At 74.3% G+C, this 14,831-nt stretch carries 12 protein-coding genes; 5 read left to right on the forward strand and 7 right to left on the reverse strand.

Features of this window, described 5'->3' with window-relative positions; all coding sequences use genetic code 11:
- Positions 1–15: 15 nt before the first annotated feature.
- Positions 16–720, reverse strand: coding sequence for a beta-ketoacyl-ACP reductase (locus QSK03_RS00960; protein ID WP_285648085.1), 705 nt, complete (start codon positions 718–720; stop codon positions 16–18).
- Positions 721–901: 181 nt separating this feature from the next.
- Between QSK03_RS00960 and QSK03_RS00965 the strand changes: the two genes are divergently transcribed.
- Positions 902–2,017, forward strand: coding sequence for an alpha/beta hydrolase fold domain-containing protein (locus tag QSK03_RS00965; protein WP_285648086.1), 1,116 nt, complete (start codon positions 902–904; stop codon positions 2,015–2,017).
- A 6-nt stretch (positions 2,018–2,023) separates the two neighbouring features.
- On the opposite strand, the gene QSK03_RS00970 is transcribed toward QSK03_RS00965, so the two are convergent.
- The 4 genes from QSK03_RS00970 to QSK03_RS00985 form a co-directional block, all read right to left on the reverse strand.
- Positions 2,024–2,995, reverse strand: a complete 972-nt coding sequence (locus QSK03_RS00970; RefSeq protein ID WP_285648087.1) for a VWA domain-containing protein — start codon at positions 2,993–2,995, stop codon at positions 2,024–2,026.
- Positions 2,996–2,998: 3 nt separating this feature from the next.
- Positions 2,999–3,970: a DUF58 domain-containing protein gene (locus tag QSK03_RS00975; RefSeq protein ID WP_285648571.1), complete on the reverse strand. Its 972-nt coding sequence runs from the start codon at positions 3,968–3,970 to the stop codon at positions 2,999–3,001.
- 139 nt (positions 3,971–4,109) lie between these two features.
- On the reverse strand, positions 4,110–5,219 hold the full coding sequence (locus QSK03_RS00980; protein ID WP_285648088.1) for an AAA family ATPase: 1,110 nt from the start codon (positions 5,217–5,219) through the stop codon (positions 4,110–4,112).
- A 136-nt stretch (positions 5,220–5,355) separates the two neighbouring features.
- On the reverse strand, positions 5,356–6,795 hold the full coding sequence (locus tag QSK03_RS00985; RefSeq protein ID WP_285648089.1) for an NlpC/P60 family protein: 1,440 nt from the start codon (positions 6,793–6,795) through the stop codon (positions 5,356–5,358).
- A gap of 443 nt (positions 6,796–7,238) precedes the next feature.
- Here QSK03_RS00985 and QSK03_RS00990 point away from each other — a divergent pair, with 443 nt between their 5' ends.
- Entirely contained in the window at positions 7,239–10,070 is a 2,832-nt protein-coding gene (locus QSK03_RS00990) for an aconitate hydratase (protein WP_285648090.1), read from the forward strand.
- Between the two features lie 140 nt (positions 10,071–10,210).
- Here QSK03_RS00990 and QSK03_RS00995 read toward each other — a convergent pair whose 3' ends face one another.
- Positions 10,211–11,041, reverse strand: coding sequence for a siderophore-interacting protein (locus QSK03_RS00995; RefSeq protein WP_285648091.1), 831 nt, complete (start codon positions 11,039–11,041; stop codon positions 10,211–10,213).
- Between the two features lie 122 nt (positions 11,042–11,163).
- On the opposite strand from QSK03_RS00995, the gene QSK03_RS01000 reads away from it, so the two are divergent.
- A complete protein-coding gene (locus tag QSK03_RS01000; RefSeq protein WP_285648092.1) occupies positions 11,164–12,186 on the forward strand; it encodes a class I fructose-bisphosphate aldolase in 1,023 nt (340 codons plus the stop codon).
- A 179-nt stretch (positions 12,187–12,365) separates the two neighbouring features.
- Here QSK03_RS01000 and QSK03_RS01005 read toward each other — a convergent pair whose 3' ends face one another.
- The gene (locus tag QSK03_RS01005) at positions 12,366–12,692 is read right to left on the reverse strand and encodes a hypothetical protein (RefSeq protein WP_285648093.1); all 327 of its coding nucleotides are present in this window, start codon (positions 12,690–12,692) and stop codon (positions 12,366–12,368) included.
- A gap of 10 nt (positions 12,693–12,702) precedes the next feature.
- On the opposite strand from QSK03_RS01005, the gene QSK03_RS01010 reads away from it, so the two are divergent.
- Both QSK03_RS01010 and QSK03_RS01015 read left to right on the forward strand, forming a co-directional pair.
- The gene (locus QSK03_RS01010; RefSeq protein WP_285648094.1) at positions 12,703–14,046 is read left to right on the forward strand and encodes an efflux RND transporter periplasmic adaptor subunit; all 1,344 of its coding nucleotides are present in this window, start codon (positions 12,703–12,705) and stop codon (positions 14,044–14,046) included.
- Positions 14,043–14,831 (forward strand): efflux RND transporter periplasmic adaptor subunit, encoded by a 789-nt coding sequence (locus QSK03_RS01015; RefSeq protein ID WP_285648095.1) that lies wholly within the window; start codon positions 14,043–14,045, stop codon positions 14,829–14,831. Before QSK03_RS01010 ends, QSK03_RS01015 begins: the two co-directional genes overlap by 4 nt.

Consider the following 14,831-nt stretch of genomic DNA (forward strand, 5'->3'; position numbering starts at 1 on the left):
CGGTGGTCCGGGAGATCAGTGGCCCATGCCGATGCCGCCGTCGACGGGCAGCACGGCGCCGGTGATGTAGCCGGCGTCGTCGGAGGCGAGCCAGGCGACGGCCTTGGCGATGTCCTCCGGCGCCGCGGTCCGGCCGAGCGGGATCGAGTTGAGGATCTCCTCGCGCCGCTTGTCGGTGAGCTCGGCGGTCATGTCGGTGTCGACGTAGCCGGGCGCGACGACGTTGGCGGTGATCCCGCGCCCGCCCAGCTCGCGGGCCGTCGAGCGCGCCAGCCCGACCAGGCCCGCCTTGGAGGCCGCGTAGTTCGCCTGGCCGGGCGCGCCGGTGAGCCCGACGACGCTCGAGATGTAGATCAGCCGGCCGAAGCGGGCCTTGACCATGCCGCGGATCGCGCGCTGGGTGACCCGCCAGGCGCCGGTGAGGTTCGCGTCGAGCACCTCGGTGAACGCGTCCTCGGGCATGCGCATGAGCAGCCCGTCGCGGGTGATGCCGGCGTTGGCCACGACGACCTCGATCGGCCCGTGCTCGGACTCGACCTGCGAGAACGCGGCGTCGACGGCGGCGGAGTCGGTGACGTCGGCCTGCACGCCGTGCAGGCCCTCCGGCGGCTCGCCGGAGCGGTGGGTCACCACCACCGTGTTCCCGCGGTCGGCGAGCTCGCGCGCCGAGGCGAGCCCGATCCCGCGGTTGCCTCCCGTGACCAGTACGACGCGGCTCACGCGGTTCCTCTCGGTCGGGACCCATCCGGGCGGACGGCGGCGGAAGGCTACCGACTCGACCGGTCCGCAGCCCACCGAACCCGCTGGTAGCACCGCCGAACGGCGCCTTGCGGGGTGTGGCGTGGTTCATAGGCTTGATCACGGCACCGCCGCCGTGAACACCGCCCGTCCCGGAGGACCCATGACCGCGACCGACGTCCCGCCGACCCTCCCGGGCCGCCTCGGCGACCCCTCGCTCGACCTGCGCACCGACCCGCGGGCGAAGCCGGACCTCGTCGCGGCGCTCGCCGCGTTCGGGCTGGACGGGCCCGCGGCGCCGCCGCCGGTCACCCGTGCCGACGGTCCCGCGGCGGTGAGCGAGGCGGTCGGCGCCCTGCACGACGGGTTCAGCGCCGTCTACGCCGCCGTCCCCCTCGACCTGCCCGGCGACGCGCCCGACGACGCCGTCGAGGTCACCGAGACGTCGGTGGCATCGCCCGACGGTCACGTCGTGCCCCTGGTCCTCTACCGGCCTGCCGGCGTCTCCGGGCCGCTGCCGTGCGTCGTGTACATCCACGGCGGCGGGATGGTGATCCTCGACGCCGAGACCCGCGTGCACGACCGCTGGTGCCGCGAGCTCGCCCTCACCGGCGTCGTCGCGGCACGGGTCGGGTTCCGCAACGCGTGGACCGCGCTCGGCGCGCACCCCTTCCCGGCGGGCCTGGACGACTGCGCCGCGGCGCTGCGGTGGCTCGACGACCAGCGCGGCGAGCTGGGCCTGACCCGCATCGTGCTGCAGGGCGAGTCGGGCGGCGCGAACCTCGTGCTCGCCACGACGCTGCGGGCCAAGCGCTCCGGCGACCTCGACGCGATCGACGGCGTGTACGCCTCGGTGCCCTACGTCAGCGGCGGCTACGCGTGGGACGACGCCCGCAAGCTCCGCGAGCTCCCGTCGATGATCGAGAACGACGGCTACTTCATCAACTGCGCGCTGATGGACCTCCTCGTCGCCGCGTACGACCCGCACGGCCGGCACACCGAGGACCCGCTGGCGTGGCCGCTGTTCGCGACCGACGACGACCTCGCGGGCCTGCCCCCGCACGTCATCTCGGTCAACGAGCTCGACCCGCTGCGCGACGAGGGCCTCGCCTACTACCGCAAGCTCCTCCGGGCCGGCGTCCCGGTGGAGGGCCGGATGAACCTCGGCATCGTCCACGGCGCCGAGATGATCTTCCGCCAGGCGCTGCCGGGCGAGCACCGCGCGGCCATCGCCGACATCCGCGCCTTCGTCGACCGGCTGGACGTGGTGCACGACTAGGCAGGACTAGGGCAGCCGCTGACCCGTGACGATCGCGGCGGCGGCGCCGAGGAGCACGAGGACCGTCGCCGCGAGGAACCACCGGCCCGAGAGGTCGACGGTGCGCTCCTCGTAGCCGACCTGCTCGGCGAGGTTCGCGTAGGTCTCGCGCAGGTCCAGCTCGGTGGACGCGCGGCGGAAGTCGCCGCCGGAGAGCGCGGCGATCTCGCGCATCTGGTCGTCGGCGACGGCGACCGACACCGGCCGGCCGTCGATCTCGATCTCGCCGTACTCGGTGCCGAACGAGATCGCCGAGATCGGGACGCCGGCCGCCCGGGCCTCCTGGGCGGCCGGGAAGGCGCCGCGGTCGTCGGCGGGATCGGTGGTCGGGGTCGTCTGCTTGCCGTCGGAGAGCAGGATGATCCGGGCCGGCGGCGGGCCCTCGGGGCCGCGGATCTGGCTGCCGAACGCGCGGATCGCGGCGAGGCTCGCCCGGATCGCGTCGCCGGTGCCCGTGGACTCGGCGAGCTGCAGGCTGCCGATCGCGTTCTTCACCGCCTGCCGGTCGGTGGTCGGCGTGACCAGGGTGCTCGGCGTCGCGGCGAACGAGGACAGGCCGAGGTTGATCCCGGCCGGCAGCTGGTCGGCGAAGGCGGACGCGGCCGTCTGGGCGACCTGCAGGCGCGACGGCTCGACGTCGGTGGCGCGCATCGAGAGCGACACGTCGATCGTCAGCATCACCGTCGCGCGGTTGCGCGGGACCTGCGCGGTGCCCTGTGGGCCGGCCAGCGCGATCGTCATGATCACCAGCGCGACGAGGATGAGTGCCATCGGCACGTGGCGCCACCGGCCGGGCCCGCGCGGCGCGATGCGCTCGAGCAGGGCGAGGTTGGTGAAGCGCATCGTGTAGCGCTGACGGCGGCGGTTGATCCACCAGTAGCCGACCGCGAGCGCGGCGACGACCAGCAGCAGCAGGAACCACCAGGGGTGCGCGAACACGGCTCACCGCCCCCGCACGGGGTCGGCCGCGGCGGGGACCCGCCCGGTCGTCGCGCCGCCGGACCACCCGCGCTTGCGCGCGACGGCGAAGCGGACGACGTCGGCGATCCAGTCGCGGTCGGTGCGCAGCACGAGGTGCCCGGCGCCGGCCCCGCGCAGGCCCGTCGCGACCCGCTCGCGGTGGGCGGCGGCCTCGGCGGCGAAGCGCCGGCGCAGGGTCGGGGTCGTCGTGATCTCGCGGCGGTGCCCCGACTCGGGGTCGGCGAGCACGACCGTGCCGACGTCGGGCAGCTCCTCGTCGCGGGGGTCGACGACCTCGATCGCCAGCAGCTCGTGGCGCGCCCGCAGCGCCCGCAGCGCGCGCTCCCAGTCGACGTCGCCGAGGAAGTCCGACACGACGACCACGAGCCCGCGGCGCCGCGGCGGCCGGCGCAGCGCCTCGAGCGCGGCCGCCAGGTCGCCCCGCGTGCCCTCGGGCGCCGGCGGGGTCGCCGCGATCCGGCGCAGCAGCTCGCGCGCCGCGGTCTCCCCGCCGCGGGCGGGCAGGCGGTCGGTGCGCGCGCCGGTGGCGACCACCGCGCCGACCCGGTTGCCGCCGCCGCGGGTCAGGTGCACGACCGCGGCGCACGCGGCGATCGCCAGGTCCCGCTTCTCGCAGGCCGCCGTGCCGAAGTCGAGGCTCGGCGAGAGGTCGACGACGAGCTGGGTCTCGAGCTCGCGGTCGGCGATCGTCTCGCGGATGTGGGGCTCGGTGGTGCGGGCCGTGACCGCCCAGTCCATGCGGCGGACGTCGTCGCCGGGCTGGTAGGGCCGCGGCTCCCCCGGCTCGGTGCCCGGCCCGGGCACGAGCCCGAGGTGGTTGCCCTGCAGCAGGCCGTCGAGGCGCCGGCGCACCGAGAGCTCGAGGGTCCGCAGGGAGGCCTGGAGCCGGGCGTGCGTGCGCTCCCCCGCGACCTCCTCGGGCCCCGACGGCACCGGCGAGGTCGGAGGCGGCGCCCACGCCGGGCGGGGGTCGCCGTCCGGCGTCGTCGCCGGCGGCGCGGCCGGCGGGAGCGACCCGGGCTCGGGGACCCGCGCCGCCGGGGTGTCGTCCGGCTGTGTCACTGGCGTCGTGTCACCGGCCCGCCGCCGGCATCGGCGCCGGACCCATCCCCACGGGCCGGGCCGACACCTGGGGCAGCGGGACGGTCTGCAGGACGCGGGTGACGACGTGGTCGATCGGGACGCCGTCGGCGAGCGCGTCGTAGGACAGCACGAGGCGGTGGCGCAGCACGTCCGGCGCGATGTCGACGACGTCCTGGGGCAGCACGTAGTCCCGCCCGCGGACCAGCGCCAGCGCCCGGGCGCCCGCGATGATGCCCAGCGAGGCGCGCGGCGAGGCCCCGTACGCGACCCAGCCGCCCACGTCGGCCATCCCGTGCTCGGCCGGGGAGCGGGTCGCGATCACGAGGCGGACCACGTAGTCGACGAGCGCGTGGTGCACGAACACCTGCGAGGCGACGTCCTGCAGCCGGCGCAGCTCGGCGGGGTCGAGCACCCGGTGCGGCTGCGGCGGGCTGACACCCATCCGGTAGACGATCTCGCGCTCCTCGTCGGCCGTCGGGTACTCGACGAGGATCTTGAACAGGAAGCGGTCGCGCTGCGCCTCGGGCAGCGGGTAGACGCCTTCGTTCTCGATCGGGTTCTGCGTGGCCAGCACGAGGAACGGGTCGGGCATCGGTGTGGTCTCGCCACCGATGGAGACGTGCCGCTCGGCCATCACCTCGAGCATCGCCGACTGCACCTTGGCGGGCGCGCGGTTGATCTCGTCGGCGAGCACGAAGTTCGACACCACCGGGCCCAGCTCGACCTCGAACTCCTCGCGGCCCTGGCGGTAGATGCGCGTGCCGAGGATGTCGGCGGGCACGAGGTCGGGCGTGAACTGGATGCGGGCGAACGACCCGCCCACGACGCGCGCGAAGGTCTCGACCGCGAGGGTCTTCGCCACGCCGGGCACGCCCTCGAGCAGCAGGTGCCCGCGCGCCAGCAGGCCGACGAGCATGCGCTCGACCAGACGGTCCTGGCCGACGATCACGCGCTTGACCTCGAGCACCGTGCGCTCGAGCTGCTCGGCGTCGTGCGCCGGCGTCGCGGGGCCCTGGCCCTGCGTCTTCTCGGTGCGCTGCGTCTCCGCCTCGGAGGGTCGAGCCCCGCCGCGCTCCGCCTCGCTCGCCGGCTCGCTCACCCGCGTCCCTCCCCGACTCCTCGCTCTCCCCCGGCCGGCACCGGCCGTGGGCGTCCCGGGGCGGCACGGTACCTGCCGGTCCACCAGGCAACTCGGCGACCGGTGAGAGCGCCGTGAACACCCGCCACCCCGCCAGTCAGACGAGCCTCGTGACGGTCGGGACGAGCTCGTCGGTGAAGCGCACGGGGGCGATGCGCACGTTCTTGCCCGATTCCGGTGCCTCCACCATCTGGTCGTCGCCGAGGTAGAGCGCGACGTGGTGCACGGGGCCCGCGCCGTCGTCGTCGGCCCAGAACAGGAGATCCCCGGGCTCGCGCTCCGCGAGCGGCACCCGTTGGCCCGCCTCGGCCTGGTAGCCGCTGTAGTGCGGCAGGTCCTTCCCGGCGGCGGCGAAGGCGTAGATCATCAGCCCCGAGCAGTCGAAGCCGGTCTTGTCGAAGTCGCCGTTCTCGTCGGCCACCCCGCCGTCGTGGACGCCCTTGGTGGGGCCCGCGGTGTCGCCGCCGCCCCACGCGTAGACGACGCCGAGCTGCGAGAGCGCGCGCTCGAGCACCGTCTTCACGCCGTCGGACATCTCGTTCGTGTCGATCCCGGCGGCGGCGAGCGGGTCCTCACCCTGCTCGTCGCCGCCGTCGCCGCCGTCGCCGCCGTCCCCCGGGTCACCGGAGTCGCCCGGGTCGGCCGCGGCGCGGGAGGAGCGGGCGGCGAGCCCGCTCGCGGCCGCGTCGCGGACCCGGGCATCGCGCTCGGTGTCCCGGCGGGTCGCCGCGTCGTCGAAGGCCTCGGCGCGGCTCTGCTGGGCGGCCAGGGCCGGGTCGGCGTCCTCGAGCGTGCGCAGCCGGGCCGCCGCCGCGTCGCGCCGGGCGATCAGGTCGCGGACCCGGGCCTCCTGGGCGTCGGTGTCGGTGCGCACCCGGACGACCTCGGCGTCCGCGGCGGTGCGGGCCTGTGCGGCGCGCGCGGCGGCGGCGTCGGCCTCGATCCGGGCGGCCCGGGCGCGGGAATCGGCGTTCGCCGCCTCGATGCGGGTGCGCTCGGCGCCGTCGAGCGCGGCGCGCTGGTCGGCGCTGACGACGTCGCGCAGGTGGGCGCGCGCGGCGACGTCCTCGGGCCCCGTCGAGCCGGAGAGCACCGAGAGCGGGCCGAGCACGTCCGCCTGCTGGAACCAGGCGGTGACCCAGCGGTCGACGTCGGCCCGGGCGCGTTCGGCGGCGGCGGCCGCCGCGTCGGCGTCGTGCCGGCTCTGCTCGGCGGCCCGGCGGGCCTCGTCGGCGCGGGAGCGCGCCGCGGTGTCGTCGGCGAGGGCGCGGTTCGCGAGCTCCTGGCGGTGGTTCAGGTCGGCGGTGAGCCGGTCGAGGTCGGTCCGCGCCGTCGCGATCTGCGCGACGAGCGAGCCCGCCTCGCCGGCAGGGTCGTCGCCCGGCGCCGGCGTGCCGGTCGTCGTCGGGGCCGGGGTGGGGGTCGGGGTGGGGCTCGGGGTGGGCACGGCCGGTCCGGCCGTCGCCGCCGGGGCGAGGACGGGCACCGTGAGCACCGCGACCAGGACCGCGGCGGCGACGGTCCCGGAGGTGCGCACGCGTCGTCCTCCTCACGCCGGCTGGAATCGAAGAACGGGTGCCGTCGGTCTCGGGCGCTGGCAGCCTGGCCGCCGCGGGCCCCGTCACCCGGCTGCGACACGCACCGGTGTGGCGCGAATCGCCCGGCCGGGTGGGGTGCGGGCCGGTGACCGGGCCCGTCACGGGGCACCTGGCCGGGGCGTCCGCCGTACGCTGGTGAGGGCGGGAGTGCGGCGCCCGCGAGGGTGCGCGAGACTCCCGGCCGACCCCCGGGTCGAGCGTCGTCTCCGGCGTCGGGAGGCACGAGCTGTGCCGACCGGACCACCACCGGAGGACAGGCCGTCCGGACCCGCACGACAGCGGGCACCGGGCCGGACCGTCTCGGCGACGCCGCCGGGAACCGTAGCGACCCCGGTCGCGGCCGACCACCACAGGGCCGCGCCCGCGAGGAACGAGGAGGAACGTGTCCGAGAGCTCGCCAGACCAATCCGCTGATTCGTTCGGTGCAAAGGGCACCCTCGAGGTCGGCGGGCAGTCCTACGAGATCTTCCGCCTGTCGGCGGTCGAGGGCTCGCAGCGTCTGCCGTTCAGCCTCAAGGTGCTGCTGGAGAACCTCCTGCGCACCGAGGACGGACTCGTCACCACCGAGAAGTCGATCCGCGCGCTCGCGGAGTGGGACCCGACCGCCGAGCCGGACACCGAGATCCAGTACGTGCCCGGCCGCGTCGTCATGCAGGACTTCACCGGCGTCCCCTGCATCGTCGACCTCGCCACGATGCGCGAGGCCGTCACCGAGCTGGGCGGGGACGCGCAGAACGTCAACCCGCTGGCGCCCGCCGAGCTCGTGATCGACCACTCGGTCGTCGCCGACCTGTTCGGCACGCCCGACGCGTTCGAGCGCAACGTCGAGCTCGAGTACCAGCGCAACGAGGAGCGCTACAAGTTCCTGCGCTGGGGCCAGACCGCGTTCGACGAGTTCAAGGTCGTCCCCCCGGGCACCGGCATCGTGCACCAGGTCAACATCGAGCACCTCGCGCGCGTCGTGATGACCCGCAACGGCCAGGCGTACCCCGACACGCTCGTCGGCACCGACTCGCACACCACGATGGTCAACGGCCTCGGCGTGCTCGGCTGGGGCGTCGGCGGCATCGAGGCCGAGGCGGCCATGCTCGGCCAGCCGGTCTCGATGCTCATCCCCAAGGTGGTGGGCTTCCAGCTCTCCGGCGAGCTGCCCGCGGGCGCGACGGCCACCGACCTCGTGCTGACGATCACCGAGATGCTGCGCGAGCACGGCGTCGTCGGGAAGTTCGTCGAGTTCTACGGCGAGGGCGTCGGCGCGGTGCCGCTGGCCAACCGCGCCACGATCGGCAACATGAGCCCGGAGTTCGGCTCCACCGCGGCGATGTTCCCGATCGACGACGAGACGCTGACCTACCTGCGCTTCACCGGCCGCGACGACGAGCAGGTCGCGCTCGTCGAGGCCTACGCCAAGGAGCAGGGCCTCTGGCACGACCCGTCGGCGGAGCCGGACTACTCGGAGACGCTGTCGCTGGACCTGTCGACGGTCGTGCCGTCGATCGCCGGCCCGAAGCGCCCGCAGGACCGGATCCGCCTCGACGCGGCCAAGGAGTCGTTCCGCCAGTCGCTGCCGGACTACGTGGACAACGGGGGTGACCCGAAGGCGGGCTCCGAGGAGTCCGACGTCGAGTCCTTCCCGGCCTCCGACCCGCCGGCCGAGACGCGGAACGAGGAGTTCGACCGGCCGGTCGTGCACAAGCAGCCGGCCGACCCGAGCGGGCGCCCGTCGCACCCGACGCCGGTCACCCTCTCCGACGGCACCGAGCTCGAGCTCGACCACGGCGCGGTGACGATCGCGGCCATCACCTCGTGCACCAACACCTCGAACCCGTCGGTCATGATCGGCGCGGCGCTGCTCGCGCGGAACGCGGTCGACAAGGGCCTCGCGCGCCGGCCGTGGGTGAAGACCTCGCTGGCGCCCGGGTCCAAGGTCGTCATGGACTACTACGAGCGCTCGGGCCTGCTGCCCTACCTCGAGAAGCTCGGCTTCAACCTCGTCGGCTACGGCTGCACCACGTGCATCGGCAACTCGGGCCCGCTGCCCGAAGAGATCTCGAAGGCCGTGAACGACGAGGACCTCGCCGTCGCCGCGGTGCTCTCGGGCAACCGCAACTTCGAGGGCCGCATCAACCCCGACGTCAAGATGAACTACCTGGCGAGCCCGCCGCTGGTCGTCGCCTACGCGCTGGCCGGGACGATGGACCTCGACCTCGCCACCGAGCCCCTCGGGCACGACCCGCAGGGCGGGCCGGTGACGCTCGAGGACATCTGGCCATCGCCGCAGGAGATCCAGGAGACGATCACCTCGGCGCTCTCGCCCGAGCAGTTCACCCAGGGCTACGCCGACGTGTTCGCCGGCGACGAGCGGTGGACCTCGCTGCCCACCCCCGAGGGCGAGACGTTCACGTGGGACGAGACCTCGACCTACGTGCGCAAGCCCCCGTACTTCGAGGGCATGTCCCGCGAGCCGTCGTCGGTGTCGGACCTGTCGGGCGCGCGAGTGCTGCTGAAGCTCGGCGACTCGGTGACCACCGACCACATCTCCCCCGCCGGGGCGATCAAGGAGGACTCGCCGGCCGGCCGGTACCTCAAGGAGAACGGCGTCGAGCGCAAGGACTTCAACTCCTACGGCTCGCGCCGCGGGAACCACGAGGTCATGATCCGCGGCACGTTCGCCAACATCCGGCTGCGGAACCTGCTGCCGACCGGTGACGGTGGCGCGCTCGACCAGGGCGGCAACACCGCCGACTTCACCCAGGGCGGCAAGCAGGCCGCGGTCTACGACGCCGCGCAGAACTACGCCGCCGAGGGCACCCCGCTCGTCGTCCTCGCGGGCAAGGAGTACGGCTCGGGCTCGTCGCGCGACTGGGCGGCCAAGGGCACGACGCTGCTCGGCGTCCGCGCCGTCATCGCCGAGTCCTACGAGCGGATCCACCGCTCGAACCTCGTCGGGATGGGCGTGCTGCCCCTGCAGTTCCCGGAGGGCCAGGACGCGGACTCGCTCGGCCTGACGGGCACCGAGACCTTCGCGATCAGCGGGGTCACGGCGCTCAACGAGGGCGAGGTGCCCGACACCGTGCACGTCACGGCGACGCCCGCGGACGGCGGTTCCGCGGTGGAGTTCGACGCGCGCCTGCGCATCGACACCCCGGGCGAGGCGCAGTACTACCTCAACGGCGGCATCCTGCCCTACGTCCTGCGCAAGATGCTGGGCTGACCTGCGCAGCGCGCTCCGCTGGGTGCGCGTGGTGTTCCCGAACGAACGGCGCTTTCGCTGCTACCGAAGCAGCGAGAGCGCCGTTCGTTCGTCACGGGGGTGCGCATCCGGGCGTCGCCGAGGCTCTGGACGGGCGAGCGTCAGTCCTCGGCGGGGTCCGCGGTGCCGTCCATCGCGGCGCGCACCTCCTGCTCCTCGGTGCGCCCGCGACGCCAGTAGCCGGTGAAGCACACGTCGCGCTTGTCGACGCCGCGCTCGCGGACGACGTGCCGGCGCATCGCCTTCACCTCCGAGGCCTCGCCGGCGAGCCAGACGTAGGGGCGCTCGCCGGGGAGGTCGAGGTCGCGCAGGCGCTCGGCGAGCCGCTCGGGCGCCGTCCAGTGCGCCGTGACGTCCCCGTCGGTCGCCCACACCTGTTGCTCGGTGACGTCCCGGACGCTCGCCAGCACCGTCACCCGCCGGCCGGGCGGCAGGCCCTCGACGATCGCGCCGATCGCCGGCACCGCCGTCTCGTCCCCGGCCAGCACCACCGCGTCGTGGTCCTCGCGCGGCGCGTAGAGCCCGTAGGGGCCGGTGAACGCGAGGTGCTCGCCCGGCGTGGCGCGCAGCGCCCAGTCGCGGGCGGGGCCTTCGTCGTGGAGGACGAAGTCGACGTCGATCTCCACCGGGTCCTCCCGCCGGCGGCGCAGCGTGAACGTCCGCATCGGCGGGCGGACGTCGTCGGGCATCGCGAGGTAGCGGCGGAACCAGGAGCCCACGTCGCCATCGTCGAGCGTCGGCACCTGCGGGACCATCTCGCCGGGCCGCGGGAAGAACAGCTTGAGATAACCGTCCGGGGCCACCACCGGCAGGTCGGCGAGCTCGGGCCCGGCCAGCGTCACCCGGACCACCCGCGGAGTCGGGCGCTCCACGCCCCGGACGACCGCCCGCCGGACCCGGACCTCCGGACGTGTCGTCGACGCCGTCGTCACCCGTCCCCCTTCCCCTGCCGTGATCGAGTGAGGTGACCCTAACTCGGACACGGGCGGGCGGGCACCCGCATGACCGGGGCCCGCACCGTCAATCCTCTGGGCGCGGAGGGAAGGAGACGACGATGACGACACCTGCGCTCCAGGAGACCGCCCGCGAGATCCTCGCCGACGGCAAGGGCATCCTGGCCGCCGACGAGAGCACCGGGACGATCACCAAGCGGCTCGAGGCCGTCGGTGTGGAGTCCACCGAGGAGACCCGCCGGCGCTTCCGCGACCTGCTGTTCACCACCAAGGACGTCGAGCAGCACCTCGGCGGCGTGATCCTCTACGACGAGACGGTGCGCCAGGACGCGCTCGACGGCACGGGGATGGTCGCGCTGCTGCACCGCCGCGGCGTCCTGCCCGGGATCAAGGTCGACGCCGGCGCCAAGGACCTGGCGGGCTTCCCGGACGAGAAGGTCACCGAGGGTCTCGACGGGCTGCGCGAACGGTTCGCCGAGTACGCCGACCTCGGGCTGCGCTTCGCCAAGTGGCGCTCGGTGATCACCGTGTCGAACACCCTGCCGACCGCCACGGCGATCGCGCTCAACGCCGAGGGCCAGGCGCGCTACGCCGCCCTGGCCCAGGAGGCCGGCCTCGTGCCGATCGTCGAACCTGAGTCGATCATGGACGGGGCCCACGGGATCGACCGCTCCGCCGAGGTCACCGAGCAGGTGCTCGCGGCGACCGTCGAGGCGCTGCGGCGCCAGCGGGTGGCGCTCGAGGGCGTGCTGGTGAAGACCAACATGGTGGTCTCGGGCTACGCCGGCGCCGACCAGGCCGGCCCCGACGAGGTCGCCGACCGTACCCTCGCGGTGCTGCGGCGCACCATTCCGGCGGCCGTGCCCGGGATCGTGTTCCTCTCCGGCGGCCAGGCCGACGAGCAGGCGAACGCCAACCTCGACGCCATCGCCCGCCGCGGCCCCCAGCCGTGGATCGTGAGCTTCTCCTACGCCCGCGCGCTGCAGAGCCGCCCGATGTCGGTGTGGGCGGGCGCCGACGAGAACGTCGCGGCCGCCCAGGACGCCTTCGCCGAGCGCCTGCGCGTCACCGGCGCCGCCAACCGCGGCGAGTGGAGCCGTGACGCGGAGCGTGCCGCGTCCTGAGCACCGGGTCCGGGAGAGCCCGCCCCCGCGAGAGGCACCTTTCGCATGATCGACAGGGGTGCCGGGCTGCGGAACGTGCTTCTCGTGCGGGAGGAGGGGCCGTGCGGCGCGGAGCGGAGGGCGCCGTCGCTCGGATGGGCCGAGCGAAGGTGCCCGTCGCTCGGAATTCGACGGGGTGGTCACCGGGCGTGCTGCGGCGGACGGGTGACGAAGACTCCGCCGATCGACCGTGTGACATGAGCCGCACGGGCGACCGATGAATCGTCACTCAGCTGCTTGAAGGTCGTTGGCCCGAGCATGATCTTCCGCTCCCCCCGGAAGGCCGTCGGGGCCATGGCAATGATCACGCTGATGGTGGCGGCGGCGGGGTGCAGTAGCGGCGGATCGCCGCCCCCGCGCACGGTGCCGGTGTCGCGGGCGGCGGTCGAGACGGGCGTCTCGGCGCAGGGATCGATCTCCGCGACGGCGACCAACAACCTCGGCTTCGGCTCGGGGGGCCAGCTCACCGAGCTGAACGTGTCGGTCGGTGACGAGGTCCGGCCGGGCCAGGTGCTCGCGAAGATCGACGACTTCAACGCCCGCCAGCAGCTCGCGCAGGCCGAGGCCGCGCTGGACGGCCAGGAAGCGGCGTACGAGCAGGCGCTCGACAACACCGCCGTCGACGGCGCCGGCAACTCCGTGGCCTCGGCGCGGCGGGTCGTGCAGGCCACCGAGGACCAGGTCGACGCGACACTCGACGCCGACGACGACGCGATCCACGCTGCCGAACAGGCGGCGGATCAGGCCAAGCAAGGCGCGACGGCAGCGCAGGCGAACTTCGCGCAGACCCAGGCGGACTGCGCGGCACAAGGTGGCGCCAGCTCGTACGGGGCGCCGCGGATGTTCCCCCCGCTGACGCCTCCGGCTAGCAACCCGAACGCCTGCATCCTCCTCCCCGGCGCGCAGAGCCAGGCCGCTCAGTCGCAGCAGGCCGCCGCGCAGGCCGAGGGCCAGGTCCAGCAGGCGCGCAGCAAGAAGAACCTCGACGAGGCCGCCGGGCAGGTCCAGATCGCCCAGGCCCGCAACGGTCTCGTCCAGGTGCAGAACCAGCTCGACGCGACGCGCGCCGACCGGCCCCACCAGCTCGACGGCGCGCAGGCGCAGGTCGACGGCGCGCGGGTCGGGGTGGAGAACGCCCAGCGCGCACTCGACAACACGACGCTGACGGCGCCCGTCGACGGCGTCGTGACCGCGATCAACGGGGCCGTCGGCGAGTACACCCAGCCGAGCTCCGGGCTGACGCCGCAGGCGCCCGGCGGCACGGCCGCCATCCCCGGGGCGGCGGCCGCGGGAGCGGGGGCGGCGGCCGCGTCCGCCGGAGCGGGAGGCGGCGCCTCCCCCAGCCGGCCCGGCGGCCAGGAACTGATCATGCTGCAGAGCACCTCGGGCTTCTCCGTGGTCGCGCCGTTCCAGGAGATCGACGCCGCCGCACTGCGCCCGGGCCAGCCCGCCCACGTCACCCTCGACGCCCTGCCGGACGTGACGATCGAGGGCACCGTGCTGGCGGTGTCGCCGGCGTCGACCGACATCGCGAACGTCATCAACTACTACGTCACGGTCGCCGTGGCGCGCCCCGACCCGCGTCTCAAGGACGGTCAGACCGCCCAGACGTCGGTGATCACGGGCGAGGGGACGAACGCGCTGAGCGTCCCGAACTCGGCCATCATCAGGCAGGGCGACCGCACCTCCGTGGTCGTCGTCCAGTCCGACGGAACGCAGGTGCCCATGCCCTTCGTGCCCGGCCTCGTGGGTGCCGACCGCACCGAGGTCCGCAGCGGTCTCGTCGAGGGTCAGCAGGTCCTGCTGACGGCGCGCCGGTGAGCGCCGGCCCCGGCGGCACCGACCGTCCCGGGACCGACGGTGCCGACACCGGCTCCGTCGCCACGCAGACGTCCGAGGCCACGGAGAGCGGCGAGGGCGAGAGCACCGAGGGCGGTGGCCGCCGCTCCATGAGCCGGCGGACCAGGATCGCGCTCGCGATCATCCTGCTGGTCGCGGTGCTCGCCGCGATCGGCTTCACGCTGAGCTACTTCCTCGACGCGCGCCAGTACGTCTCGACCGACAACGCGCAGGTCGACGGGACCCAGATCCCGATCGTGGCGCCCACCAGCGGCACCCTCGTCGGCTGGACCGGCACCCAGGGCGCCGTGCTCCGCCCGGAGCAGGTCGTGGGGCGCGTGGAGATCGACGGCGGCTACGTGCGGCCCCAGCGCCCCATCCGCGCGCCCGCGGCGGGCACCGTCGCGACCAGCGACACCACCGATGGCGCCTACGTCACCGCCGGCCAGCAGCTGGCGATCGCCTACGACCCGGGCGACGTGTACGTCACCGCCCGGATCGACGAGACCGACATCAACGACGTGCGTCCCGGCCAGACCGTCGACTTCACCGTCGACGCCTACGGCGACCGGACGTTCACCGGGTCGGTCCGCGAGGTCCAGGGCGGCGCCGCGGGCGTGTTCTCGCCGCTGCCGCAGTCGAACAGCTCGGGGAACTTCCAGAAGGTCACCCAGGTGATCCCGGTGAAGATCGCGATCGACGACCTCCAGGGCCTGGAGCTGATCCCCGGCATGAACGTCGAGGTCAACATCCACAAGAACGGCTGA

This window comes from Actinomycetospora sp. NBRC 106375 (genome assembly GCF_030269665.1).
In the GTDB taxonomy this organism is placed as follows: Bacteria; Actinomycetota; Actinomycetes; order Mycobacteriales; family Pseudonocardiaceae; genus Actinomycetospora.